Here is a 22901-nt window from a genome sequence, read left to right on the forward strand (position 1 = left end):
CTCAGTTTATCGGAAAAGACGTCTCCCGAAGCGGGTAGGACCGGGCGCGCCGTCGGGTTTATGTGGAAAACTCGGGATTTTCTGCGCCGAAATCGCGCTATAGATCGTGAGGTAGCATCTTTCTGCACTTTATCCTTGGAACTTGGTCCGGCGCTCAGGCATGAAAGCGCGCCGCGCGAAAAAATCCGCAAGAGTCACTCTGTGAAGGGTATTTACGGGCCGGTCTAGGTGCTTGCCGAGGTTATCGCACCTTATTGCAGCCAAGGCAGTTTTCTGTGTCGGGCGCGGATTGAGGCCGTAAAGTCTAAGTTCGTCGTGGTTCCTCGAATAGACTGGCGTCTGATCCAAGGTGTGCCCGCTTTGGCTTTAATGGCGACGATTTCTCATGTGGACCGCGCGAATATGCCTTAGGTGATCGTCGCGCGAGCGAAGATTAAAGACGTGTGGTGATTAAGAACGCGAGGCACGTGCTTATCACCCGCGGGGCCAGTTCTGTCGCAGTCGCGTTATTTGCTCTCGCGAGAAGGCACTTGCTGCATTGCCGCTTGGGGCCTGAATAGCTAGTCTCGAGTTAGGGCCGTAGTGGAGCGATCAGGGGGAGACGCGCGATAATCGGAGAGATCGACTGGACGGACTGGCCTGGAAAAAGTGCGCGCGAGCCTGACGGCGTTGAGCATCCTGCAATCTGTCATCTGCTCGACGTAGCTGCCGTCGCGGAGCGGCTGATCGCTCCACTCGATTTCGCGCCTCCGTTGCGCGACGCGCTTGTGCTGCTAGTCGCGCTTCACGACCTTGGCAAGTTCAGCGAGAGCTTTCGGCGGATGTTGCGCGAGGGCATTCCCCAAGGTTTTCGGCACTGGGAACTTACCGAGGTTCTGCTCTATGAACATGATAACCTCCTCTCGGAGCGGCTTGGCGGTGAAAGTTGGCATCGGCAGTTGCTCTACGGCGCAACTGCTGGGCATCATGGCCGACCGCCGACCATGGAAATTGGTGGACTTGCGTTTCAGGGGCGGCGGTCTCGCGAATATTCACGTTCGCTGAAAGTTATCGCTGATGGGCGACGCGCCGCGAGTGAGGCGCTCGGGGCGCTTACACGACTTTGGCCCGAAGCATCGCTGGATGGGATGACCGATGCGCATGCCGTCGCACTTTCGTGGTGGCTGCCAGGTTTTTGTGCAGCCGCCGACTGGATCGGATCGAACGCTGAGTGGTTCGGTCCAAAACCCGCACCCGTCTCCCTCAAGGACTATTTGGCAAATGCAAGAGATGAAGCTGCAAGTGCCGTAAGCGTCGCAGGAATTTCCGGGCAATCGGTCTCGGACGCCGTGCTTTTCGATTTCGCGCTACGCCCGATGCAGGTTGTCTGCCAAGATATCGCCTTGCCCGAGGGACCGACGCTCGCGATCATCGAAGACGAGACGGGTGCGGGCAAGACAGAGGCTGCGTTGTTGCTAGCGCAGCGGATGCTTCGGGCCGGAAAGGGCAGGGGCGTGTTTTTTGCTCTTCCGACAATGGCCACGGCGGACGCCATGTTTCGCCGCGCCCGGTCGGTCGTGCCGCGCCTGTTCGATGCATCGCCCACGCTAACCCTGGCGCATGGACGCGCCGGGCTTTCTCGGGACTTTCGGGACGTGAGCGTAAATGGTGGCCGCAGCGAAGACGATGCGACCTGCACGGACTGGCTCGCCGAGAACCGCCGCCGTGCGTTGCTCGCCGACGTCGGGATCGGCACGATTGACCAGGCATTGCTATCGGTGTTGCCGGTCCGTTTCCAAGCTCTGCGTCATTTTGGGTTGTCGTCGAAAGTCTTGATCGTGGATGAAGTTCACGAAATGGGGGAGGCCTACATCGCGACTGAGCTCGAAGCCCTCTTGCAGATGCATCGCGCCGCGGGCGGTTCCGCGATCCTTCTGACGGCAACCCTGCCTTTGGCACAGCGCGCGCGGTTGCTTTCGGTGTATGGCGGGAGAGCTGAGCATGCTAATTACCCAGCCCTGACCATTGCTAGTGGGGCCGCGGTCACCAGTTTCCCGAAGGATGATCGGCCGACCCGTGGACCTGTGAGCGTTCAGAAGCTGGAGGATAACAATGAGGCGGTGGAGCTAATCGCGCATCACGCAGCGCAGGGAGCAGCCTGTGTCTGGGTGCGCAATGCGGTCGACGATGCTATCGCGGCAGTTCAGGAATTGCGGTCGCGCGGCGTCTCGGCACGGCTTTTGCACGCGCGGTTCACGCTCGCCGATCGCAAGCGCATCGAAACTGAAATCGCCGCGCGGGTCGGCAAGGATGGCACCGGACGCGCAGGATTCGTGCTGGTCGGCACGCAGGTGCTCGAATCGTCGCTGGATTTCGATTTCGATGTCATGGTTTCAGATCTTGCGCCGATGGCTGCGCTGATCCAGCGGGCGGGGCGGCTCTGGCGACACATGGCCCTGAGACCAGCGGATACGCGCCCTGTGTCCGTTCCGTGCCTGCATGTGCTCGCACCCGACCCCGATCGTGTCAGCAATGAGCGCTGGCTGCACGAAGTGCTCGATAGTGGCGCTTATGTCTATCCTGTGGCCGACCAATGGCGCACTGCAAGAGTCCTGTTTCGAGACGGTCGGATCGACGCGCCTGCTACGTTGCGTGCCCTGATCGAGGCGGTGCATGGCGCGACCGCCGATCCGGCGCCGGAGGTGCTGGAACGAGCCGAGATGAAGGCGGTCGGCGAAGCCGTCGCCCACCGGGGACATGCTGCGCAGAACATCGTCGACTACGCTTCAGGATACCGAATGGGAGCGCGCGCAAGCGATGACGCGGATTACCCGACTCGATTAGGCGTGGAGCAGCGCATACTCGTTCTGGCCCGCCGCACAGATAGGGGGCTGCGTTCTTGGGCAGAGCAGGAAAGTGACGAGGCCTGGGCGCTGTCAGAAGTATCGGCCTCGCGCAGGCGCCTCGACGCGCTGCCGCTCCCGGATCAATCGGAGCCCGAGATCATGGCCGTGACACAAGACTGGCCCGATTGGAAGCGGGCGCAATACCGGCTCTGCCCGGTGGGCGAGGGTGGCCTGATCTGCGAGGGCTTGCGCTATGATCCGGAGGTCGGACTGATCTTTACAAGCTGATTTATGGTCGCGTCTCTTTACATTCGGGGCGCCGCACGGTCTTCTATCCTAAATTGTGAGCGGAGGTATTTCGTGACGCTCAATTTGATTGAAGACCAATGGATTCCAGTCACCTGCGAGGATGGTTCACGCAGGGTGATTGCACCTTGGCAGATGGCTGAACTGGGCATCGAGCGCCCCGACTGGCCGCGCCCAGACCTGAACGTTGCCTGCTATGAGCTGCTGATCGGGCTGCTTTATATGGCCGACCCGCCCGCCAATAATGGCGAATGGCAGCGCAGATGCGCGCCCGATCCACAGCGATTGCGCGAGAAACTTGCGGCCTTTGCACCTGCGTTCGATCTGCTGGGCGACGGGCCGCGGTTCTTGCAGGATCTTGAGCCGCTGATGGGCGATCCGGGTTCGGTGGACATGCTGTTCATCGACTCCGCTGGGGCCAACACGGCGCGGAACAACGCCGATCTGATGGTGCATCGGGATCGTTATGTTCGGCTCGACCCCGCGCTGGCGGCGATGGCGCTCTATACGTTTCAGGCATTCGCGCCCTCGGGCGGGGCAGGAAACAGGACCTCGATGCGCGGTGGCGGGCCGATGGTGACGCTAGTCGATCCGCAAGCGGAGCTCTGGCAGCTGGTCTGGGCCAATGTTCCTTGCGGTGCACCGGCACAAACTGCCGATCTGCCGTGGATGCAACCCACGCGGGTTTCTGACAAGGGGGAGCAAGCTACGCCCCCCGAAGGGCGCGTGTTCGCCGCCGAGGCATTTTTCGGGATGCCCCGCCGGCTTCGGCTGGTCTCGGATGGTGATGGGATCACCGGTGTGGTCCAGAAACCTTGGGGGACGAACTATGCGCTCTGGAAGCACCCGCTCAGCCCCTACTACCGGCTCAAGATCGGTGAGGAATGGCTGCCCAGACATCCACGCGCGGGCAAATTCGGGTATCGGAATTGGCTGGGCGTGGTGGCGCGTCAGAAAGACAGCGATCTGGCAGAGCGCGCGCTTGCGCTGCGTGACTGGGGGCAGCGGGGCGGAGAGGCCAGCGTAATCGTCGCCGGATGGGCGATGGATAACATGAAGCCACGAGATTTCACGCTGTCTGTGCAGCCGCTTCTGGATCTTTCGGGAGAGGTTGAAGATCGACTGGTAGGGATGGTCGAGGCCGCCGAGACCGCTGCGATCGCGCTACGCGGGGCTCTTGAGCCCGTGTTGGCGGCAGGCGAGGCTCGCGAGGCGCAGCGCGAGGAGTTCTTCCTCGCGACCGAGAACCGCTTCCTTGCGCATCTGCGCGCACTCCGGGCGGGGGGCAACCCCGGCCCGGAGTGGCTCTCCGATCTGCGCCGACAGGTGCTAGGGCAGTTCGAAGCGTTAGCGCTGCCCGGACTCGATCAACGCGAGACTGACCGCATCGCGGCCATAGTTAAGGCGCATAAGGACTTGCGTGGAACGTTCTTGGGGCATGGCAAACTCGGGGGCGCGATGTTCGACGCGCTCGGCCTCGAGCGGCCGGCGCTGAAAAAGGGAAAAGTCGCATGAGTGAACAGGGAAAGGGGACGGGTGCGATCGCGCTTGGATGGTGGAGCACGAATATCGGCGCTCGCGAGAGCTCTTCCGCCCGGGCGCTCTCGGCACGGCTGCGCCGGGCGGCCCCGGTGACAGTGCTCTGCGAGCCCGCGGTGCAGCAGCTAGCAAAGAATCTGAGCTATGGCCCGGCGCAGGCCGACCGGCTGGTGCGCCTGGTGAGCCTGTTGGTGGAGGTGCGTGAACATGTCGGAACGCCGCTGGCGAGCCGGCTGGGTGGAATCGATCCAATCCTGTCCAACCTGCGGTTCCAGCGCCTGATGCGGGCTGACGGCGATGAGCTGACCGCGCAGTTGCGGAGGGCCATCGGCATGGCGGACAGGCGCTGCAACGTCGCAGCCCTCGCTAATGACGTTATTCACTGGGGTGACAAAACCCGCGCCCGCTGGTGCTTCCAATATTTCGGTGCCGACGCGCCCGCTGAAAACTCCAAGGAGATTATCGAATGACGACCTTCCTCCAATTCCATTTGCTCACCAGTTACGGTCCGTCGAACCCGAACCGCGACGATCAGGGCCGCCCCAAGCAGGCGATGATGGGCGGCGTGCCGCGGCTCCGGCTATCGTCTCAATCGATCAAGCGGGCGCTCCGCGAAAGCGCGTTCTTCGCGCTTGATCTGAAGGACAACATGGGCACGCGGACCAAGCGGCTTCACGAAATGATTGTGGAGAAACTGGTTCAGGACGGCGCGTCGCCCGAGGACGCGGGCAACGCTGCCAAGACTGTAGCCGAGATATTTGGCAAGCTCGAGACGCCGAAGAAGGGCGATGGACCGACCGTTGCGTCTACGCTCGCCTTCATCTCTCCGGCGGAGTGGACGCTGGCTCAGGATCTGGCCGGCAAGATCGTCGCGGGCGAAGAACTGCCTAAGGAGAAGGATCTCAAAAAGCTAGTGCTGCGCAGCGCCGATGGCGCGATCGACATCGCGATGTTCGGGCGGATGCTTGCAGCTGACGCCGATTTCAATCGTGATGCGGCGGTGCAGGTGGCCCATGCCATCACTACCCATGCCGCGCAGGCCGAGGAGGATTGGTATTCCGCGGTGGACGATCTGAACAAGGCTGCGGATACCGGCGCGGGGCATTTGGGCGAGACCGCCTTCGGATCGGGCATCTACTATCAGTATATCTGTGTCGATTGCGACCTGCTGATCGAGAACGTGGATGGCGATAAAGAGCTTGCGGCCAAGGGGGCGGAGGCGCTCGCCCGCGCGATGGCGCAGACCGCGCCGCGCGGCAAGCAGAACAGCTTTGCCCATCGGCCGCGGGCGCATTTCGTGCTGGCCGAGCGCGGCTCGCAGGCGCCGCGCGACCTTTCAGGTGCGTTCTTCGCGCCGGTTCGAGGGGCGGCATTGATGGAGGCATCGGTCAGCAAGCTTCAGCAGACCCGGGCCGACATAGACGCCGCCTACGGGCAGGTCTGGCAAGACGATCGCATCATGCAGGTCGGCGTCGGTGGCACGCTCGACGAGATCGTGCACTTCGCAGGCGAGACGGTTCGGGCGGCGTGATGCAACCCTTTTTGATTTTCGGATTGAGCGCAAGTTTGGCTGCGATGGGGGAACTGGCCGGACACGAGCGCCGCGGGTCGCTGCAATGGCCGGCACGATCTGCTCTGCTCGGGCTGATGGGGGCTGCGCTCGGGATCCGGCGTGACGGCGATTTCAAGGCGCTCGACGCGCTCAATCTCGCTGTGGCGGTCTTTGACGAAGGAGCGCCGCTACGGGACTATCATACGGTTGAGACCGTGCCGTCCGCCGCCGCAAAGCACCCGAACTCGCGCCCCGAAGCCTTGCGCGCGGCGCGGGGGCGGACCAACACGACGATCACGCTGCGAGACTATCGCGCGGGGCCGCTTTTTGGCGTTGCCGTCTGGGGGGAGACCTCTACGCTCGAAGCCGTCGCTCGCGCACTCGGCGCGCCTGCCTACACGCTATATCTCGGGCGAAAGTCCTGCCCGCTTTCGGCCCCGCCCGGAGCGAAGGTCGTGCAGGCCGAAACGCCTGAAGCCGCGCTCGCCGATCTGGCTTTGCCTCCATGGCGCATCGCAGGAGGGTCGTTGCGCGCGCACACGCTCGTTCTTGACTCGGATGAGGGTGAGGTCGTGCATGACATTCCCTTGAACCGCGCGCAGTGGCATTTCGCCCCGCGCAGCGTCGAATTGCGCCCGGTGGACATCGTCGTCGGAGGGGCTCAATGAGTATGTATCTGAGCCGCATCCGCCTGTCGCGGAGCCCGTCGGTGCAAGCATTGGGTCCGTTGCTCGTTCCAAACGACATGTCGAACCGCCGATCCGCAGACCACAATCTTCTCTGGTCAGTTTTCGCGGACGGGCCGGAGCGCAGGCGTGACTTCTTGTGGCGCGCCGAGCCCGATGGCAGTTACCTGACGCTCTCGGCGCGCACTCCAAAACAGCTCGACCTGTTCGAGCCGCACGATATCAAGGAATTTGCGCCATCTCTCGCTCCGGGTGACAAGTTGAGTTTCCTGTTGCGCGCCAATGCCACTCGGATGAAACGCGGTGGAAAACGCGCCGATGTCGTGATGGATGCGCTGCATGACCTGCCGCCAAGTGCGCGTGCGCAGGCGCGGATGGAAATTGCTCAGCGCGAAGGTGCGCGATGGTTGGAGCGTCAGGGTGACAAAGCCGGTTTTCGTCTGATCGGCGCCACTATTCAGGACTATTCCACCGAAACGCTTTCCGATCCGCGTGCGCGGCGTGCGGGGGCGCTCCGCCTCGGTATCCTTGATATAACCGGCCAACTTGAAGTGAGCGAGCCCGTCGCATTCATAGCGCAACTCGGTCAGGGGTTCGGCCGCGCCAAGGCCTTCGGCTGCGGCCTGATGCTGATCCGGCGCGCCCGATGAGCGAACCGCGACAGGCCGGCAGCGGGCTGCCCGGCCTGGCGCCACCAAAGCCGATCCCGCTGAAGGATCGCGCCTCGCTTGTCTTCGTTGAACATGCCCGGCTCGATGTGCTGGACGGTGCTTTCGTTGCGGTCCACGCAGATGGCACCCGCACTCAGATCCCGGTCGGCGGCCTCGCCGGGATAATGCTGGAACCCGGGGCACGCATATCGCATGCCGCGGTGGCGCTCGCTGCCCGCGTGGGGACCCTGATAACCTGGGTCGGCGAGGGCGGTGTGCGCCTCTATTCCGCGGGCCAGCCCGGTGGCGCGCGCGCGGATCGTCTGCTGTGGCAGGCCCGGATCGCGCTGGACGATGCCGCGCGACTGCGGGTCGTGCGCAAGATGTATGCGCTGCGCTTTCGCGAGGACGCGCCTCAGCGACGGTCCATCGACCAGCTGCGCGGTATCGAGGGGGTCCGGGTGCGGGAAAGCTATGCGCTGCTGGCCCGGCAGCATGGGGTGGACTGGAAGCGCCGCAGCTACGACCCGAAGGACTGGGAGGCGGGCGACATCCCCAACCGGTGTTTGTCAGCGGCGACCGCCTGTCTTCACGGCTTGGCCGAGGCGGCGGTTCTGGCGGCGGGCTATGCGCCTGCCATCGGCTTCCTGCATTCGGGCAAGCCGCTCTCCTTCGTCTACGATATCGCTGACCTGTTCAAGGTTGATACCGTGGTTCCCGAGGCGTTCCGAATTGCCGGTCAGGCCGCCGAGGGCAAGCTCGAGATGTCGCCCGATCGTGCGGTGCGCCTCGCTTGTCGCGATGCATTCCGCCGCACCGGTTTGCTCGGGCGGATCATCCCGACGATCGAAGAGGTGCTTTCGGCAGGGGAGTTGATGCGCCCCGAACCACCACCCGAAGCGATGCCGGTGGCTTTTGAACAGCCGAACTCGGGGGACAAGGGGCATCGCGGATGATGGTCGTCGTGGTATCGAATGCGCCGCCACGCTTGCGCGGCAGGCTATCGGCCTGGCTGGTGGAGCTACGCGCCGGCGTGTATGTCGGCGACTATTCGGCCAGAACTCGGGAAATGATATGGGAGCAAGTCTTGACCGGTCTGGACGCTGGAGACGCAGTCATGGTCTGGAAGGCCCCTGCCGATCAAGGCTACGACTTCCGAACCGCGGGACGAAACCGCCGGATGCCGGTTGATTTCGACGGGCTCAAGTTGGTCAGCTTCCTCCCAGGGCATCCATCTTGATACAGGCCGAGAATCCCGTCGGGCTCTGGTAAGTTCTTTGACATCGTGAAATCCGTGGTAAATCAATGCTCTGCAGCAAGAGCGTTCCCCGCCCACGCGGGGATGACCCGTCGAACACGATCCCCTCGCGCAGCACGATCTCGCGTTCCCCGCCCACGCGGGGATGACCCGATGGTCTACCGACCTCGATACTTTCGGAGAGAGCGTTCCCCGCCCACGCGGGGATGACCCGGGGCGACGGATCGCGGTTGATGGCGGATGCGTGCGTTCCCCGCCCACGCGGGGATGACCCGTCCACATTCTGGGTGTCCAGCTCATCATTGCTGCGTTCCCCGCCCACGCGGGGATGACCCGCACCGGCGAGCGTGTTGAACAGCGGCGAGGAAGCGTTCCCCGCCCACGCGGGGATGACCCGTTGACTTGCCGTTCCGGCCGGCGCCATGCGCGGCGTTCCCCGCCCACGCGGGGATGACCCGGTGTATTCCTGACAGTCCGCAGCCAATGGACATGCGTTCCCCGCCCACGCGGGGATGACCCGCCCTGGGAATCCGAATGACTTCTTTGCGAATGGCGTTCCCCGCCCACGCGGGGATGACCCGTATGGACATGGACGTGCTTCACATGCGGAATGGCGTTCCCCGCCCACGCGGGGATGACCCGATGTTCGGCGCGAAGACCGGCCTGCGCGGGACGCGTTCCCCGCCCACGCGGGGATGACCCGGTGTCGGCGGAAATGGACGCGGCCGGGTTTCAGCGTTCCCCGCCCACGCGGGGATGACCCGTGGACTGCCGAACATAAGCTGAGCGGCTGTGCGCGTTCCCCGCCCACGCGGGGATGACCCGATGCTGCAGCTCGCCGTGGCGTGCGGCCTCGAGCGTTCCCCGCCCACGCGGGGATGACCCGGAGGAGGAGCGCCTCACGAAGGAACGCGCCGCGCGTTCCCCGCCCACGCGGGGATGGCCCGCAGGACGTGGCCTCTGCGATCGTCTACCAAGAGCGTTCCCCGCCCACGCGGGGATGACCCGATGCTGCAGCTCGCCGTGGCGTGCGGCCTCGAGCGTTCCCCGCCCACGCGGGGATGACCCGATATGCTGGCCTCTTGTGTCGGAACCGCCTTAGCGTTCCCCGCCCGCGCGGGGATGACCCGACGCCGAACAAGTGCGCCCTGACGTTCAAGACGCGTTCCCCGCCCACGCGGGGATGACCCGGACTGGTATATTGATTGGAGTGACCGCACCGCGCGTTCGCGGATTGGGCTCGGATGAGCATCCCTAAGCTCTGGTTTTCGGGCCTGGCATTGATCGAGCCGAGCCGATCATCGATCACGTTCAACTTGAATTCCATATCAGACAGTAGCGGGAGCATTCGGTGAGAAATATCACCGCTGCAATATACAGTCGCGTTACCCCTGCTTCAGATGCCCATCCAAGATCCGCCGGATCATCTCGGGTCGTGTCGGCAGATCTTCCTCGAGCTTTCGCAGCTCATCGAGCGCTCTGATCGTATCGCGCGGAAGCCGCACGGTGACAGCCTCGGTGTCGGTGCGCGGACGCCCCATCTTTTTTTCGGTCATGACATCAAATCCACGGTTGACTTTATGGGCCCATAAAGCCACATTGTTCGAGCGAAGGCAAGAGCGGCAACTCTCGCCCTCGCTCTAACCACAGCCATCTCGTCCAAGGAGATAACCATGGCTAACACCCCCTCTACCACGCGCATTCGCGCGAATGAAGATGCGCGCGTCGAGACGCCGATCCTGATGCTCTTCCCGGAGTTTCTGAAGGCGCTCCACGCCCTCGTGGAGCGCGAGCGTGAGCTTCGTCACGTCGATTACTGGGATCCCGCCTATTCGGCCTGGCTGGCCGCGGCGGAAAAGGCGCAAGACTACGTGCTCGATCTGCAGATGGCCATTCTCGACGAAGAGCCTCGTGTGCCGGTCGAGAAGTCCCTCAGGCTTTCGGTATATCTCTTCAAGCTCGCGCAGGCTGCCGATAGCGGGCACAAGCTCGCCGCGTTCCGAAAGCTCGTGCGCGAGCGTAGCCACGACTTCCTGATCGTCGAGGAGACGGATTTCGACCGTCTCTGTAACGATCGAATTGAGCAAGTCCTGCGCACGCTCGATAGCTTCATGTCGCTCGAACTGATCGACGACGTCGAGGCTCCGACGGCCCTCTGATCCACACCCCACGCAACGCAGCAAGAAGCCCGGTCGCCTGACCGGCCTCGTTGCTCCTGCGCGTGTCTCAGGAATTTCCTGGCGTTGCTTTCTTGCGCCGGGCCCATGCTTTTCTTTCAAAGGAGGGTCTCATCATGACCCAGAATACCTCCGGCTCGCTCATCATTCGCGGCGAAGAGCTTCCTATTCAGCCTGGCAAGATCCATCCCAAATGGCATGACGCGGCAAAGGCCAAGGGCTACCGCGTTGTCGCACGGGTGAAGGACAAGAACACCCTTGCGCTCGAATGCGAGACCTGCGGCAACATTCATGCGAGCCGATATTACGTGCTGATGAATTTCCAGCCCGAATGCCCGCATTGCGTTGAGGCGAGGTGGCAAGAGACGGCGCGCGAAGCTGGCTTCGAGTTGCTGCGTCGCGATCCCCAGGACCGGCACTATGCCTTTTACAGGGCGCCGTGCGGCCATGAGGTGCGGCGGCAGTTTGGCTCTGTGCTGCGTGTCGCGCGTGGCGAGTTCGGGCCCGAATGTGAGGCCTGCCAAGAGGCCCGCGATCGTGAAGACGCCCGAGCCAGAGGCTGGGATCTGGTCGGCGCTGACCCGAAAGGCAAGGCCAATTACCGGATCTACCGCCACGCTGATGGCTGCGGCGCGCTGTCTCGGATCACGCGCGGAAATATGGTCACTGGGCGTTTCACCTGTCCTGGCTGCGGAGAGGGATGGTCGACCGAGCCGAGCTATCTCTACGCGATGCGCTTCGAGCTGCAGCCTGGCAAGCACGCCGTCAAGCTGGGCTACTCGCGCATTCCGGAGTCGCGGTTGAACTATCAACTGCACCGCGACCCGGAGTTGCCGCGCGAGCTGCTTTGCAAGGTTCCGATGCGCACGGGGCGCCACGCGCAGCGAATTGAGAAACGCGCCCACAAATGGCTCGCCACGCAGCACCACGGCATGGAGCTGCCGCATTCGGAGTTTGCCGCTTATCTCCGGGTCAAATCCGAGCTTTATCGCGCCGAGCTCGAACCGGTTATCCTGCGCCTGCTCGATCGGATCGCGCGGAAGGAAGCGCGTGCTGCCACCAAAAGCTTCGCGCGGCAACGGTCGCGCTCGAAGCGCATGCGCGACTCCTGACCTGTCTCTGCGCCCCCTCCTGCCGCCGGGCGGGAGAGGGCTGTGTATTCTTCCTTTCCAACCTCGACCGAGGATCCGTTCATGCCCCACTCCCTTCCCACCACTTCTTCCCCCTTAAAAGAACTCTTCAACTCCGACCGAAAGGTCGCTTTCGCGGAGAAATTTCTCCGCCACCTAATGAAGCCCTGCGAGCCTCCATCGGCCTCCGATCCGGAGGAGCTCGACGACGATCAGGCGGAGATGTCTGCCTTCTCGATCGAGACCCTCGCCTTCGCGCTTCGCTTTGCGCATCTCCTTGGAGATGCGGTCGCCGCGCGGCGGATGCACGAAGACGGCAGCTGCACGCTGGTTCAAGTGCGCCCTGGACGCGATCTCGTGCTGGCGATGGCCGATCTGCCGCGCCTCCTCCCCCGGTTGAGAAAATTCCTTGGCTTGCGCCGCAAGGAAGACATCAGACTTGTTGCGCGCGTCGACGCCTCTCCGCGCGGCGCGTCGGCCTCCGAACGGGCGCGTCAACATCAACGCTTCCGGCAGACGCAAGACGAAGCCATCAGCTTCGGCGATCCGCTTCTCGCCGTCGCAGCCGACCCTTCTGCTTTTACGAGCGTAGCGCGAACGATCTGTCCGGCCCCCCTCGTAATGCCGCCGGTTTCGCGCGCTCTGATCCTCGAGCTTCTGCGCATCACGCATCCCGAGACCGAAGAGAGGTCTTGGGATGCGCTTCACGACGCTCTGCCCACCGATGACGCACTTCGCCGTCTCGACGGCCCGTTGCTGACGCCGGCTTTCAAGGCAGCAACGGCATTCGACGTCGCCCAAAGGCTGATGGAATACTCTGCAGCGTGTGCACCGAAACAAGTCCGCGCGCTCGATCGCGTGCAGGGTCTTGGGCCGATCCGTCCGCAGCTCGATCGCCTACTTGCAGGCTTTAGCAACTGGCAATCTGGCGAGGCCGACTGGTCGGCGCTGAACACGAGTGCATTGATCTCGGGGCCAACCGGCTGCGGCAAGACGATGCTTGCCCGGGCTGTCGCGGAGGAGCTTGGCGTTCCGCTGGTGGCCACAAGCTATGCGGAGTGCCAAAAGGCCGGACACCTCGGGCAGATGCTCGCGGCTCTTGACGAAGTCGTCCTGGAAGCGATCTTGAAAACCCCCTGCGTCCTCTTCATCGACGAAATGGACAGTTTCACGAGCCGCGGCACCAACCACCAAAACAGCGAATATCAACGACAGGTGGTCAATGCCATGTTGCTTCAACTCACGCGGCTTGCCGAGACACCGGGCGTGATGGTGCTTGCAGCAACGAACCATCCAGACGTTATCGATCCGGCGCTGCGGCGCGCAGGGCGGCTCGATCTGCATCTGATGATGCGCTACCCGGATCGAGCCGGGCTCCAAGCGATCTTGCGCGATACGCTCGGCGCACCGGATCTCAATGTGAAGCGAGGTGCGGACCTCTTGCTGGGTGCCAGCGGAGCGACGGCTGCCAGCGTTGCCCGTTCCGCTTTGGGGATCGCAAGGCAACAGGGACGTCCGATTTCCTCTGAAGATATCGCGCATGCCGCGCGCGAGGTCGTTCCGAACGCCGCGAGTGCGCCGCTCGAAAGGATCGCGATCCATGAAGCGGGGCATCTGCTGGCAGTGTTCCACTTGCTGCCGACAATGCCGACGCGAGCCGCGATCGGCCCTGCGGGTGGTTCGATCGAGGGCGCTGATGCGCCGCTATTGACCGAAAGCGATATCCGCGCCGCAATCATCGTCCGTCTCGCCGGCCGCGCCGCCGAACAGGCTTTGCTTGGCAGCGCCTCCAGCGGGGCAGGTGGCTCGGAGTATTCCGACCTCGCCATCGCCACGCGCCTTGCCCTCGAAGGCATGACGCAGATGGGCCTGTTCGGAAGTGATTTGCTCTGGAGGCCCGTGCGGCCCGATCAGCACATTGCGCTACCCGCGTCTGTGGACGCTCGCGTAACCGAGGTCCTGAACGAGGCTCAGGATGCTGCAATGCAGCTAATTATGACTTATATTGAGCAGGTGAAGCAGGTCGCCAAGCTTTTGCTCAAGAGGCGAGAGCTGGATGCGGACGAGCTAAGGGAGCTACGACAGAAAATCAGACCATCGCCTCAATCACAACCGGTGTAGAATAGGACGCTGGCAAACCAACCGGTGCGACTCGATATCCTCGGAAAGCAAGGGGCGACCGGCCCAAGGCGCCGAAATGTAACCTGAAATGTAACTCGCCTTAACTGGCTCCCGCAAAAGGGAATAACATCATGCGCTTGGCGAAAAGTAGTGGCGGAGAGACAGGGATTCGAACCCTGGGTCGGCTCTCACCGACAACGGTTTTCGAGACCGCCGCATTCGACCACTCTGCCACCTCTCCGCATCAGGGGTCGTCTTGTAGGGCGGGATTTAGCCGCCCTCGCGCGCCCTTGCAACCCGTTTTTCGCGGATTTTTTCAGATCCTTCGCAAAGCCTTCATAAACGTGAGGTCAACGCATCCGCAGCGCCCCGTCGAGGCGGATGACTTCGCCGTTCAGATAGCCGCTCTGGACGATGAAACCGGCGAGTTTCGCGTATTCCGACGGATCGCCGAGCCGTTTCGGGAAGGTGACTTCCGCGGCGAGGCTGTCTTGCACCTCTTGCGGCAGGCCCTTCATCATCGGGGTGGCGAAAATGCCCGGCGCGATGGCGCAGCAACGGATGCCCTGACTCGCGAGATCACGGGCTAGCGGTAGGGTCATCGCGACGATACCGCCCTTTGAGGCCGCATAGGCTGCCTGGCCCTTTTGCCCGTCGAAGGCGGCGATGGAGGCGGTGTTGACGATCACGCCGCGCTCGGGGCCCGGGTTACGCGCCATTTCGGCGGCGGCGAGGCGGGCGACATTGAAGCTACCCACGAGGTTGATGTCGATCGTGCGCGCGAAGCTCTCGAGCCGGTGCGGCCCCTCGCGGCCCACGACGCGCTCTCCGGTGGCGATGCCCGCGCAATTGACGGCGACGTCGATGCCGCCCATTGCGCTCACCGCGGCAGCGATCCCGGCGGCGACACTCTCTTCGGAGGTCACGTCGACCTCGGCGAAGGTCGCGCCGATCTCGGCGGCATAGGCCTCGCCGCCGGCGCGGTCGCGGTCGAAGAGCGTCACCTGCGCGCCCGACTCAACGAAGTGTCGGGCGGTCGCAGCCCCGAGACCCGAGGCGCCGCCGGTGATGACGGCACGAATTTCACTCAACTCCATGTGATCCTCCCTGGAAATGAACGTGTGTTCATTAACCAAAGGAACCCCCGCTTTGTCCAGTCTTGCCAATGCATTTTGCGCCTGCAGCATTCGTCACTTCGATCACGTCTTGTGACACGTTCGGCAAAGCGCCGCTTATGCTTGGAACCAACCGGATTGATTTCGCATTCAGGGGGCATAGGTCCGGGCAACGGATCTGATCCAAAACGTCTCAACGGGGGATGAACCCCCAAGACAGGAGAGAGAGAAACATGAAACGTATCATCGTTACGTCGAGCATTCTGGCACTCGCTGGCTCCGCCGCAATGGCGGGCGGTTACACCACCCCGGCACCGGCCCCCGAGGTCACCCCGGCTCCGGTCGCAGTGGCGCCCGCACAGTTCAGCTGGGACGGCTTCTACGCCGGTGTTCAACTTGGCTACGGCAAAGCCAACGAGTCGATCGACGGCGACGGCGTCGTCGGCGGTGCCCACGCTGGCTACCTCTATGACTTCGGCAACTATGTCCTCGGTGGCGAACTGGCCTATAACGCTGCGAACATCGACGACAGCAACTCCGGCGCGAAGGTCAAATCGATGACCGACCTCAAGATGATCGCCGGTGCGCCCTACAACAACATGCTGTTCTACGGCACGCTCGGTGCGTCCTATGTCGACGCCGAAGACGGTGCGGGCAACGGCTATTCCGACACCGTTCCGCTGGTTGGTATCGGCATGAAATATGCCATCAACCCGAAGTGGACCGTCGGGACCGAGCTCGACTATCGTGACGGCAACAACTTCGACGGCACCACCAACGATCTGAACACCACGACGCTGAACCTCACCGCGTCCTACAAGTTCTGATCTCAGGCGGATCGTCTGATCTACGCGGGCGGGGGGAAACCTCCGCCCGTTTTCTATGCGCGGGCGATGCCGCGGCGCGGCAAGATCGGGGCAGGGCGGCTCAATCCGGGGCGATCAGGCCGAGGCCGCGCAGATAGACGCCGATGCCGCTTTCCAAGAGATCCTCGGGGGCGTAGGGCGAGCGATTTCCCTCGCGCGCGTAGAGCTCCACCACGCCGTGGCTCATCGCCCAGACATGCGCTGCGACCATCGCGACGGGAGGGCGTTTTGTCGGCGGCACATGTTCCATCAGGGCCCGCGTCGCGCGTTCCATCGCGGTGCTCGATTTACTCGCCACCGCTGCAAGGTCGGGCGAGCGGTTGGGCGAGATGCCGCTTTCGAACATCGCCATGTAGTGACCCGGATATTTCCGGGCGAAAGCCAGATAGGCCCGGCCCACCGCAGAGAACGCCGCGAGTGCCGAAGGCTTCCCACCGTTCCATGCATGATCCAGAAGATCGCCGAAAATCAGATAGCCCTGACGCGCGCATTCCGCGATCAGGTCCTCGCGCCCCTCGAAATGGCGATAGACCGCAGCCGGGGTCACGCCTGCGCGTTTCGCCGCCTCCGAGAGCGTGAACCCGGTTGGGCCCTTCTCCTCGATCAGCTCCAGCGCGGAGGCTACGAGCGCCTGACGCAGATTGCCGTGATGATAGCCTTGCTTAGACATTCAGAACGTCGATGCCGCCGCAGATTTTTTCGTCGATCTCGCCAATCGCCTCGGGGTCCTTATGCGCGTAATCGACGGCGTTCAGCACCGTCTGGATTGCGGCGATCCGGGCGCGTTTCTTGTCGTCCGAGCGGATCACCGTCCAGGGCGCATGATCGGTGTCGGAACGCTCTAGCGTCTCTTGGATCGCCTCGGAATAGGCGTCCCAGCGCTTGAGCCCCTCGACGTCGATCCAGCTCAGCTTCCACTGCTTGAGCGGGTCCTTCTCGCGCTTGAGGAAGCGGCGCAGCTGTTCGGCGCGGTCCACGTTCAGCCAGAGCTTCACGAGGATGACCCCGTCATCCACCAGCATCTTCTCGAAATCGGGGAGTTGGTAAAAGAAATGCTCGCGCTGCTCTGGCGTGCAGAAATCGAAGACATGCTCGACCACGCCCCGGTTATACCAGCTCCGGTCGAACATCGCGATCTGGCCCGCCGCGGGCAGCCAGTCGATATAGCGCTGGAAATACCATTGCGTGGCTTCGGTCTCGGTGGGTTTGGGCAGCGCCACGACATAGGCCGAGCGCGGGTTCAGGTTCTGCCGCATCCGCCCGATCGTGCCGCCTTTGCCCGCCGCGTCGCGCCCCTCGAAGATCACCGCGATCCGCTTGCCGGTTTCCTTAGCGTCCCAGAACATCTTGACCAGTTCGACCTGAAGCGCCTCCATCTGGCGGTCGTATTTCTTGCGCTTCATCTCCTCGTCATAGGGATAGGAGGGCGAGAGCATGTCATCCTTGCCCGCCTCCTCGATCGCCTCGCGCACGGCGTCGGGCGCTTCGTCTTCAAGGTAGCGGGTGATGTCGCCCACGAAGGGGATGTCGAACGGCGGGTCGCTCTTGTCCTTGGCCATGATCTGCCTTTTGTCGTTTCACGGCAGTATGCTGCGCGGGCAGGGGCGGTGCAAGCGGCGCCGCATCCGCAAGGGGCGGCGACCGCGCGTCTGTGATCTGCGTGCAAAGCCGGAGGGCCGGGCTCTCAGACGGCCCTCATTCCGCCGCCGGGCGCATCGGGATCGAATAGCCCGCGCGCTTGGCCACACGATCTACCGCAGCGACGGTCTGCTGCAACGCGACATGCGGAACCATATGGCCGATCCCGTCGAGCGAGATCAGCTCCGCTCCCGGCACCTCATTCGTGAACGGCACCGCGTGGATCTGCTCGCCCACGATGGTGTCGGCCGTGCCATGGACCGAGACCACAGGCAGGTCGAGATCGGGGTAATGCGGGATCATCGCCTGAATTTCCGACTTCAGGCTGGCGCGTTGACGGGCATTCACCCGCATCGTCTGTACCCGCAGCGTCATGCCGGGGCCGAACCAGTGCAGATAGCCGATGGGCATCTCCTGCGGCGTGAAAACGCTCTCGACCTCGGAGCGGATGATCGCAGGCGGGGTCCAAGCCGAGATCAGCGGCACGACAACCGCCTGACCAATCGGCGGCGAGGTGATCTCGTAGAGAAGCGGCAGCCCGGTATCCCAGCTATGCGAGGGTGCAGAGACCGGCACCAGCCCCGAGAGCGTGTCCGGCTGATACACCGCCCAGGCAATCGCCACCGCGCCACCATAGGAATGGCCGAGCACGATAGGATCGTCCGCGCCCGCCATCTTGGTCGCTTTCTGCAGCAGCTTGGCCTGGTTCTCGATCGTGTCCTGATCCGCGGGCAACGGGTCGGAATAACCGAAGCCCGGACGGTCGGGCACGAAGACGCGATAGCGTTTCGCCAGTTCCGGGGCGAGATCGAAGGTCAGATCGCGCGCCGAACCCGACGCGCCGTGGATCAACACCACCGCCGGGCCGTGATCGCCCTTGATAACCATGTGCACGCGCTGGTCGCCGACATCGACGAATGTGCCGTTGGGCGGGTAGCGCTGCTCCGCCATTCGGGCCCGCCAACTCTCCAGCCCCCATGTCGCGCCGCTCAGGATGAGCAGCAGCACGACAAGGCTAGTTACCAATCTCGGCCAGATCATACGGCGTTTCCTGATAAATCTCGTTTATCCAGTTGCCGTAAAGCAGATGGGCGTGACTTTTCCACCTGTTGGTTGGCACCCGGCTCGGGTCGTTCTCAGGATAGTAATTCGCGGGGACGTTGATTGGTTTCCCCGACGCGACGTCACGATCGTATTCTTCCTTCAGCGTGCCGCTGTCATATTCGAGATGGTTGAAGATGTAGAGCGCACGATGGGCGCGATCTTCGACCAGACAGGGCCCGGTTTCGTCGGAATGGATCAGCGTCACCAGCCCCGCCGCCTCCAGCTCGTCGCGCCGCATCTCGGTCCAGCGGCTGACCGGGATCAGCAGATCGTCCGAGAAGCCCCGCAGATAGGGCGAGGCAGGCGCGCAATTGCGGTGCCGGAAACAGCCGAACGCCTTGTGATCGAGCATATGCTTGTTCACGCCGTGGAAGTAATAGGCCATCGCCATGCCGCCCCAGCACACGCCGAAGGTCGAGAAGACATGGGTTTGGGTCCAGTCGAAGATCCGCTTGAGCTCGTCCCAGTAAGTCACGTCCTCGAAAGGCAAATGTTCGATCGGGGCGCCGGTGATGATCAGCCCGTCGAACTTCTCGCCGGTGGCCTCGACCTCCTCGAACGGACGGTAGAATTCTTCCATATGCGCGGCGGCGGTGTTTTTGGTCTGGTGCTCGCTCATGCGGATCAGCTGGAAGTCGATCTGCAGCGGCGTCGCACCGATCAGCCGGGCGAACTGGTTCTCGGTCTGGATTTTCTTCGGCATGAGATTGAGAAGGCCGATCCGAATGGGGCGGATTTCCTGCCGGGATGCCCGTTCGGGCGACATCACCATCACGCCTTCCCGCGACAGGATGTCGAAGGCGGGGAGGTTTTCAGGCAACTTGATCGGCATTGTTTCTCAGTCTCTTACAGGGTGAAGTTAAAGTGATGCGTGAAGTGTCGTGGCTCACGCGGGCAAAGCATCAGCGATCAGCGATGTAAAATCTTTTGCATCGCGGACAAGGTAGAGATCTTCGGCACGGATCGTCACGCCCCAGTTTTTCGCCATCGCCGCATAGCGCGGCTGACGATGCGCCAGCGCCTGCGCATAGGTCCAGCGCACGAATTCGTCGGGATCGACCTCTGTCTCCGCCACGCCTTTCAGATCGCGATATTCGGCCCATTTCGCGGCCAGAAACTCGGGCTGATAATACATCGGCTTCGGCGCGCGCGAGAAGCGGTTGATCAGCTCCTCGGTATGTGCCTCCGACCCTTCGATCCAGACCATCAGCAGGTTCTGCGACAGCGAGGTCAGGATCGGATCCTCCGGATCGTCGGGGTCCACCACCTCGCAGATCGAGCCCCCGGAATCGCACAGGAAATTCTCGATCCCGTAGATCTGCTTCGCGCGATCGATGAAATGCGCCGTATCAAGAAGCGCCGCCATCTCCGCCGTGCGGTGCTGGCTCTGCCGTTCCAGATATTCCTCGAAGGGCAACCCACCCTTGGCCGGATCGCCGGGCTTGCCGAGATAGGTCGAAAGCGGCGCGAGGTTCTCGAACGTGATGTTCGACGCGATATAGACCGAATCCGACAGCAGAAGCTCCGCCAGGAACGGGTTCTTCATCGCCTCGCGCTTGAAGTTGTCAGCGATATATTCGCCCATGTAGCGCGTGCCGATCCGGTAATCGACGGAGTAGTGGAACCAGCCCTCGTCGCGCAGCAGGTTCGCAGCCCAGGTCTTGCCGAGGCCGGACATGCCGAACAGCGCAACCTTCCTCGATTTGGCGGCCAGCCACTCGGCGCGATTGGAATAGATCATGTCGTCCCCATTGGTCTTTCGCCCCGGTGTAGCCCGGCAAGGCGCGCGCGTCACGGGGTTTTGGGACGGCGATTCAGGATCATCAGGCCAAGCGCGAGGATCGCGAAGCCCAAGGCCTCCGCCCAGCCCAGACGTTCGCCATAGACCGCCCAACCCGCAAGGATCGCGACGGGCGGGATCAGGAGCGTGACGAGGGCGAGGTTGGCAGCGCCTGCGATCGCGAGAATGCGGTAATAGAGAAGGTAGGCCAGCGCCGAACAGCCAAAGCCGAGCCAGAGCATCGCGATCCAGACCGAGGGCGCGTAGTCGAAGTTCGGCACGCCTTCGGTGAACAGCAGGATCGGCAGGGTCCAGATCGCGCCGCCGGTGAGCATCCCGGCCGCTGCAACTTCGGGTCGTAACCCCTTGATCGCAAAGCGTGCATAGGCGCCGGCTAAGCCATAGCTCAGCGCCGCGCCTAGCACGGCAACCTGACCCGCAGAGGTCAGGTCGAACCCTTTCAGCGCATCCGGTCCGATGGCCACCACGACGCCCGCGAAGCCGACCGCGATGCCGGTAGCCTTGCGTGCGCTCAGTCGCTCGTCGGTGAAGACAACGGCCGCGACGAGCGCCCCGAAGATCGCGGTCGAGGCGTTCAGGATCGAGGCCAGCCCGCTATCGATATGCTTCTGCCCCCAGACGATGAGCGAGAAGGGAATGGCGTTGTTCAATAGCCCCATGATCAGGAAATGCCCGAGATAGATCGGTTGGCGCGGTACCGGCAGGCGGCGCAGCGCGACATAGGCCCAGATCAGCACCGCCCCCGAGGCCACGCGCAGGAAGACCACCGTAAACACACCTGCGCCTTCGAGTGCCGCACGGTTCGACAGGAAGGACGAGCCCCAGATCAGCGCCAGCGCCGCGAGCAGCGCCCAGGCAAGCGGGGTGAGGGATAAAGGGGCGGGTGCGTGTTTCATCGCTTCGATCTAGCGGGCGGCAGCGATGCGCGCCACCCGGAACTTGCGGCATAGCCGAGGCCCCAAGAAAAAGCCCCGCACGAGGCGGGGCTATTCCTAATTTTTCAGTGACTTGCGATCAGAAGTTGATCCCGACGCGCAGACCCGCGCCCCAACCGTCATTGCCGGTGAAGTCGCCGTTGATGCCATTGGTGGTCGCGTCGCCGATATCGACATAGCGAACGCCGCCGGTCACCTTGATGTTCTGGGTCGCCTGATAGCTTGCTGCCAGCGAGACCGACTTGAAGCCATCGGTCGGGCCGAGGTTCCCGGTCGGTTTGCCGGTGTGCTTCTCGTAGCCGAACATGATCGCACCCGACCACTGGTCGTTGAAGCGACGGCCGACGCCGAGATTGTAGGTGATCGTGTTGTCCGTGTATTCGACGAGCGCACCTTGACCATAGACGCCGCCATTCAGAGGGCTCTGCGTGTATGCGTTGGGCGAGATATCGAACTGGGTCCAGTGCACCCAGCGAACCGAGCCCATCAACAGCGTATCCTTCATGATCCCGGTCTGGAATTCGAGGTTGACCGATTCCGGTACGGTGGTTTCGAAGCTCGAATTGAAGGTACCGGCGACGGTTTCTTCGGTTGCGCTGAAATCATGCGTGATCTTGGAGTTGTAGGTCAGAGCCACGCGTGCCGCGATTTCCGGCTTCTCCCAAGCCACCCCGACGACATAACCGAAATCGGTCTCGTCCGAAGTCTTCATCTTGTAGTTCAGGAACGGAAGCGAAACCTTGCCCGACGCGCTCTCGCTACGAACACCGCCGTAGAACGATACGTTGTTCGGCATCTTGTAGCGCAGCAGTGCCGTAATAGCCGCGGACTTGATCGATGCCTGAGAACCACCGAGCGGATAGCCTGCCGGCGGAGCGGGCTGAGCGGGATAGTTCACTTTTGCACCGATCGGCTGATCGAAGATGACCGCGAGGTCCCATTGATCGCTCAGATGCTGCTTGTAACCAAGGCTCACCGTGCCATAGCCGGGCGCCATGTCGCCCGAAGAGGGGTTGCCGAGGGGTCCGTAGCTCACCGAACCCGACACGTCCGGATTGAACGCGCCGAAGCTCACTTCGCCGTAATTGCCCTGTTCGAACAGGATGCCGACCGATTGCGTCGAGCGCTCCACCCCGCCCGCATGGGCCGCGCCTGCGCCAATCGCGAGTGCGGCCATCGAAGTCATCACACGTTTCAT

21 protein-coding genes, 1 tRNA gene and 1 CRISPR repeat array are annotated in these 22901 nt (G+C 62.9%); of the genes, 12 read left to right on the forward strand and 10 right to left on the reverse strand.

Translation table 11 applies throughout. The annotated features are described in order from the left end of the window. The first annotated feature begins 620 nt into the window (after positions 1-620). From cas3 to cas2e, 8 genes are read left to right on the forward strand one after another with little or no spacing between them, the layout of a single operon-like run. Complete coding sequence (gene cas3 / locus F8R15_RS16685; protein ID WP_134332392.1) at positions 621-3113, forward strand: CRISPR-associated helicase Cas3'; 2493 nt, start codon at positions 621-623, stop codon at positions 3111-3113. Positions 3114-3116: 3 nt separating this feature from the next. Next, positions 3117-4646, forward strand: coding sequence for a type I-E CRISPR-associated protein Cse1/CasA (casA, locus tag F8R15_RS16690; protein ID WP_152845344.1), 1530 nt, complete (start codon positions 3117-3119; stop codon positions 4644-4646). Next, positions 4643-5140 carry a type I-E CRISPR-associated protein Cse2/CasB gene (gene casB, locus F8R15_RS16695; RefSeq protein ID WP_152845345.1) on the forward strand — a complete coding sequence of 166 codons (498 nt, stop codon included), beginning with the start codon at positions 4643-4645 and terminating at the stop codon, positions 5138-5140. Before casA ends, casB begins: the two co-directional genes overlap by 4 nt. Beyond that, positions 5137-6201, forward strand: a complete 1065-nt coding sequence (gene cas7e / locus F8R15_RS16700) for a type I-E CRISPR-associated protein Cas7/Cse4/CasC (protein ID WP_134332395.1) — start codon at positions 5137-5139, stop codon at positions 6199-6201. Before casB ends, cas7e begins: the two co-directional genes overlap by 4 nt. Next, positions 6201-6890 (forward strand): type I-E CRISPR-associated protein Cas5/CasD, encoded by a 690-nt coding sequence (gene cas5e, locus F8R15_RS16705; protein ID WP_134332396.1) that lies wholly within the window; start codon positions 6201-6203, stop codon positions 6888-6890. The genes cas7e and cas5e overlap by 1 nt, the downstream gene beginning before the upstream one ends. Beyond that, positions 6887-7558, forward strand: a complete 672-nt coding sequence (gene cas6e / locus F8R15_RS16710) for a type I-E CRISPR-associated protein Cas6/Cse3/CasE (protein ID WP_134332397.1) — start codon at positions 6887-6889, stop codon at positions 7556-7558. Before cas5e ends, cas6e begins: the two co-directional genes overlap by 4 nt. After that, the gene (gene cas1e, locus F8R15_RS16715; protein ID WP_152845346.1) at positions 7555-8514 is read left to right on the forward strand and encodes a type I-E CRISPR-associated endonuclease Cas1e; all 960 of its coding nucleotides are present in this window, start codon (positions 7555-7557) and stop codon (positions 8512-8514) included. Before cas6e ends, cas1e begins: the two co-directional genes overlap by 4 nt. Beyond that, positions 8511-8798 (forward strand): type I-E CRISPR-associated endoribonuclease Cas2e, encoded by a 288-nt coding sequence (gene cas2e, locus F8R15_RS16720; protein WP_134332399.1) that lies wholly within the window; start codon positions 8511-8513, stop codon positions 8796-8798. Before cas1e ends, cas2e begins: the two co-directional genes overlap by 4 nt. Before the next feature lie 81 nt (positions 8799-8879). Further along, a CRISPR array of direct repeats spans positions 8880-10007; the repeat unit is 29 nt; unit sequence GCGTTCCCCGCCCACGCGGGGATGACCCG. 194 nt (positions 10008-10201) lie between these two features. On the opposite strand, the gene F8R15_RS16725 is transcribed toward cas2e, so the two are convergent. Further along, a complete protein-coding gene (locus tag F8R15_RS16725) occupies positions 10202-10372 on the reverse strand; it encodes a ribbon-helix-helix protein, CopG family (protein ID WP_253732705.1) in 171 nt (56 codons plus the stop codon). A 117-nt stretch (positions 10373-10489) separates the two neighbouring features. Between F8R15_RS16725 and F8R15_RS16730 the strand changes: the two genes are divergently transcribed. From F8R15_RS16730 to F8R15_RS16740, 3 genes are all read left to right on the forward strand, one after another. Further along, a complete protein-coding gene (locus F8R15_RS16730; RefSeq protein WP_152845347.1) occupies positions 10490-10975 on the forward strand; it encodes a hypothetical protein in 486 nt (161 codons plus the stop codon). 50 nt (positions 10976-11025) lie between these two features. Continuing rightward, entirely contained in the window at positions 11026-12105 is a 1080-nt protein-coding gene (locus tag F8R15_RS16735; RefSeq protein ID WP_216644143.1) for a GIY-YIG nuclease family protein, read from the forward strand. Between the two features lie 81 nt (positions 12106-12186). Beyond that, positions 12187-14244: an AAA family ATPase gene (locus F8R15_RS16740; RefSeq protein ID WP_152845348.1), complete on the forward strand. Its 2058-nt coding sequence runs from the start codon at positions 12187-12189 to the stop codon at positions 14242-14244. Between the two features lie 151 nt (positions 14245-14395). Here F8R15_RS16740 and F8R15_RS16745 read toward each other — a convergent pair. Together F8R15_RS16745 and F8R15_RS16750 are read right to left on the reverse strand one after the other, a co-directional pair. Then, positions 14396-14485 (reverse strand) — tRNA-Ser (locus tag F8R15_RS16745). 109 nt (positions 14486-14594) lie between these two features. Beyond that, complete coding sequence (locus F8R15_RS16750; protein WP_152845349.1) at positions 14595-15341, reverse strand: SDR family oxidoreductase; 747 nt, start codon at positions 15339-15341, stop codon at positions 14595-14597. A 251-nt stretch (positions 15342-15592) separates the two neighbouring features. Between F8R15_RS16750 and F8R15_RS16755 the strand changes: the two genes are divergently transcribed. Further along, positions 15593-16186, forward strand: coding sequence for an outer membrane protein (locus F8R15_RS16755; RefSeq protein WP_158522152.1), 594 nt, complete (start codon positions 15593-15595; stop codon positions 16184-16186). Between the two features lie 100 nt (positions 16187-16286). Here F8R15_RS16755 and F8R15_RS16760 read toward each other — a convergent pair whose 3' ends face one another. The 7 genes from F8R15_RS16760 to F8R15_RS16790 form a co-directional block, all read right to left on the reverse strand. Continuing rightward, complete coding sequence (locus F8R15_RS16760; protein ID WP_083077899.1) at positions 16287-16895, reverse strand: TetR/AcrR family transcriptional regulator; 609 nt, start codon at positions 16893-16895, stop codon at positions 16287-16289. Continuing rightward, positions 16888-17784 carry a polyphosphate kinase 2 gene (ppk2, locus tag F8R15_RS16765; RefSeq protein WP_152845350.1) on the reverse strand — a complete coding sequence of 299 codons (897 nt, stop codon included), beginning with the start codon at positions 17782-17784 and terminating at the stop codon, positions 16888-16890. The genes F8R15_RS16760 and ppk2 overlap by 8 nt, the downstream gene beginning before the upstream one ends. A gap of 136 nt (positions 17785-17920) precedes the next feature. Further along, positions 17921-18904, reverse strand: coding sequence for an alpha/beta fold hydrolase (locus F8R15_RS16770; protein ID WP_152845351.1), 984 nt, complete (start codon positions 18902-18904; stop codon positions 17921-17923). Then, on the reverse strand, positions 18879-19799 hold the full coding sequence (metA, locus tag F8R15_RS16775) for a homoserine O-succinyltransferase (protein WP_152845352.1): 921 nt from the start codon (positions 19797-19799) through the stop codon (positions 18879-18881). The genes F8R15_RS16770 and metA overlap by 26 nt, the downstream gene beginning before the upstream one ends. A 54-nt stretch (positions 19800-19853) precedes the next feature. Next, positions 19854-20708, reverse strand: coding sequence for an ATPase (locus tag F8R15_RS16780; RefSeq protein ID WP_152845353.1), 855 nt, complete (start codon positions 20706-20708; stop codon positions 19854-19856). Positions 20709-20758: 50 nt separating this feature from the next. Continuing rightward, entirely contained in the window at positions 20759-21664 is a 906-nt protein-coding gene (locus F8R15_RS16785) for a DMT family transporter (RefSeq protein ID WP_152845354.1), read from the reverse strand. A 118-nt stretch (positions 21665-21782) separates the two neighbouring features. Further along, positions 21783-22901, reverse strand: coding sequence for an outer membrane protein transport protein (locus tag F8R15_RS16790; protein ID WP_152845355.1), 1119 nt, complete (start codon positions 22899-22901; stop codon positions 21783-21785).

The organism is Thioclava sp. JE_KL1 (genome assembly GCF_009296265.1).
Lineage (GTDB): Bacteria > Pseudomonadota > Alphaproteobacteria > Rhodobacterales > Rhodobacteraceae > Thioclava.

What these genes read in the sequence shown, in the direction of transcription:
- metA (WP_152845352.1), bottom strand. Translation starts at nt 19,799, where the DNA reads ATGCCGATCAAGTTGCCTGAAAACCTCCCCGCCTTCGACATCCTGTCG.
- F8R15_RS16760 (WP_083077899.1), bottom strand. Translation starts at nt 16,895, where the DNA reads ATGTCTAAGCAAGGCTATCATCACGGCAATCTGCGTCAGGCGCTCGTA.
- ppk2 (WP_152845350.1), bottom strand. Translation starts at nt 17,784, where the DNA reads ATGGCCAAGGACAAGAGCGACCCGCCGTTCGACATCCCCTTCGTGGGC.
- F8R15_RS16790 (WP_152845355.1), bottom strand. Translation starts at nt 22,901, where the DNA reads ATGAAACGTGTGATGACTTCGATGGCCGCACTCGCGATTGGCGCAGGC.
- cas1e (WP_152845346.1), top strand. Translation starts at nt 7,555, where the DNA reads ATGAGCGAACCGCGACAGGCCGGCAGCGGGCTGCCCGGCCTGGCGCCA.
- F8R15_RS16780 (WP_152845353.1), bottom strand. Translation starts at nt 20,708, where the DNA reads ATGATCTATTCCAATCGCGCCGAGTGGCTGGCCGCCAAATCGAGGAAG.
- F8R15_RS16770 (WP_152845351.1), bottom strand. Translation starts at nt 18,904, where the DNA reads ATGATCTGGCCGAGATTGGTAACTAGCCTTGTCGTGCTGCTGCTCATC.
- casB (WP_152845345.1), top strand. Translation starts at nt 4,643, where the DNA reads ATGAGTGAACAGGGAAAGGGGACGGGTGCGATCGCGCTTGGATGGTGG.
- F8R15_RS16785 (WP_152845354.1), bottom strand. Translation starts at nt 21,664, where the DNA reads ATGAAACACGCACCCGCCCCTTTATCCCTCACCCCGCTTGCCTGGGCG.
- F8R15_RS16750 (WP_152845349.1), bottom strand. Translation starts at nt 15,341, where the DNA reads ATGGAGTTGAGTGAAATTCGTGCCGTCATCACCGGCGGCGCCTCGGGT.
- casA (WP_152845344.1), top strand. Translation starts at nt 3,117, where the DNA reads ATGGTCGCGTCTCTTTACATTCGGGGCGCCGCACGGTCTTCTATCCTA.
- cas7e (WP_134332395.1), top strand. Translation starts at nt 5,137, where the DNA reads ATGACGACCTTCCTCCAATTCCATTTGCTCACCAGTTACGGTCCGTCG.
- cas5e (WP_134332396.1), top strand. Translation starts at nt 6,201, where the DNA reads ATGCAACCCTTTTTGATTTTCGGATTGAGCGCAAGTTTGGCTGCGATG.
- cas2e (WP_134332399.1), top strand. Translation starts at nt 8,511, where the DNA reads ATGATGGTCGTCGTGGTATCGAATGCGCCGCCACGCTTGCGCGGCAGG.
- F8R15_RS16740 (WP_152845348.1), top strand. Translation starts at nt 12,187, where the DNA reads ATGCCCCACTCCCTTCCCACCACTTCTTCCCCCTTAAAAGAACTCTTC.
- F8R15_RS16730 (WP_152845347.1), top strand. Translation starts at nt 10,490, where the DNA reads ATGGCTAACACCCCCTCTACCACGCGCATTCGCGCGAATGAAGATGCG.
- F8R15_RS16755 (WP_158522152.1), top strand. Translation starts at nt 15,593, where the DNA reads ATGAAACGTATCATCGTTACGTCGAGCATTCTGGCACTCGCTGGCTCC.
- cas6e (WP_134332397.1), top strand. Translation starts at nt 6,887, where the DNA reads ATGAGTATGTATCTGAGCCGCATCCGCCTGTCGCGGAGCCCGTCGGTG.
- F8R15_RS16725 (WP_253732705.1), bottom strand. Translation starts at nt 10,372, where the DNA reads ATGACCGAAAAAAAGATGGGGCGTCCGCGCACCGACACCGAGGCTGTC.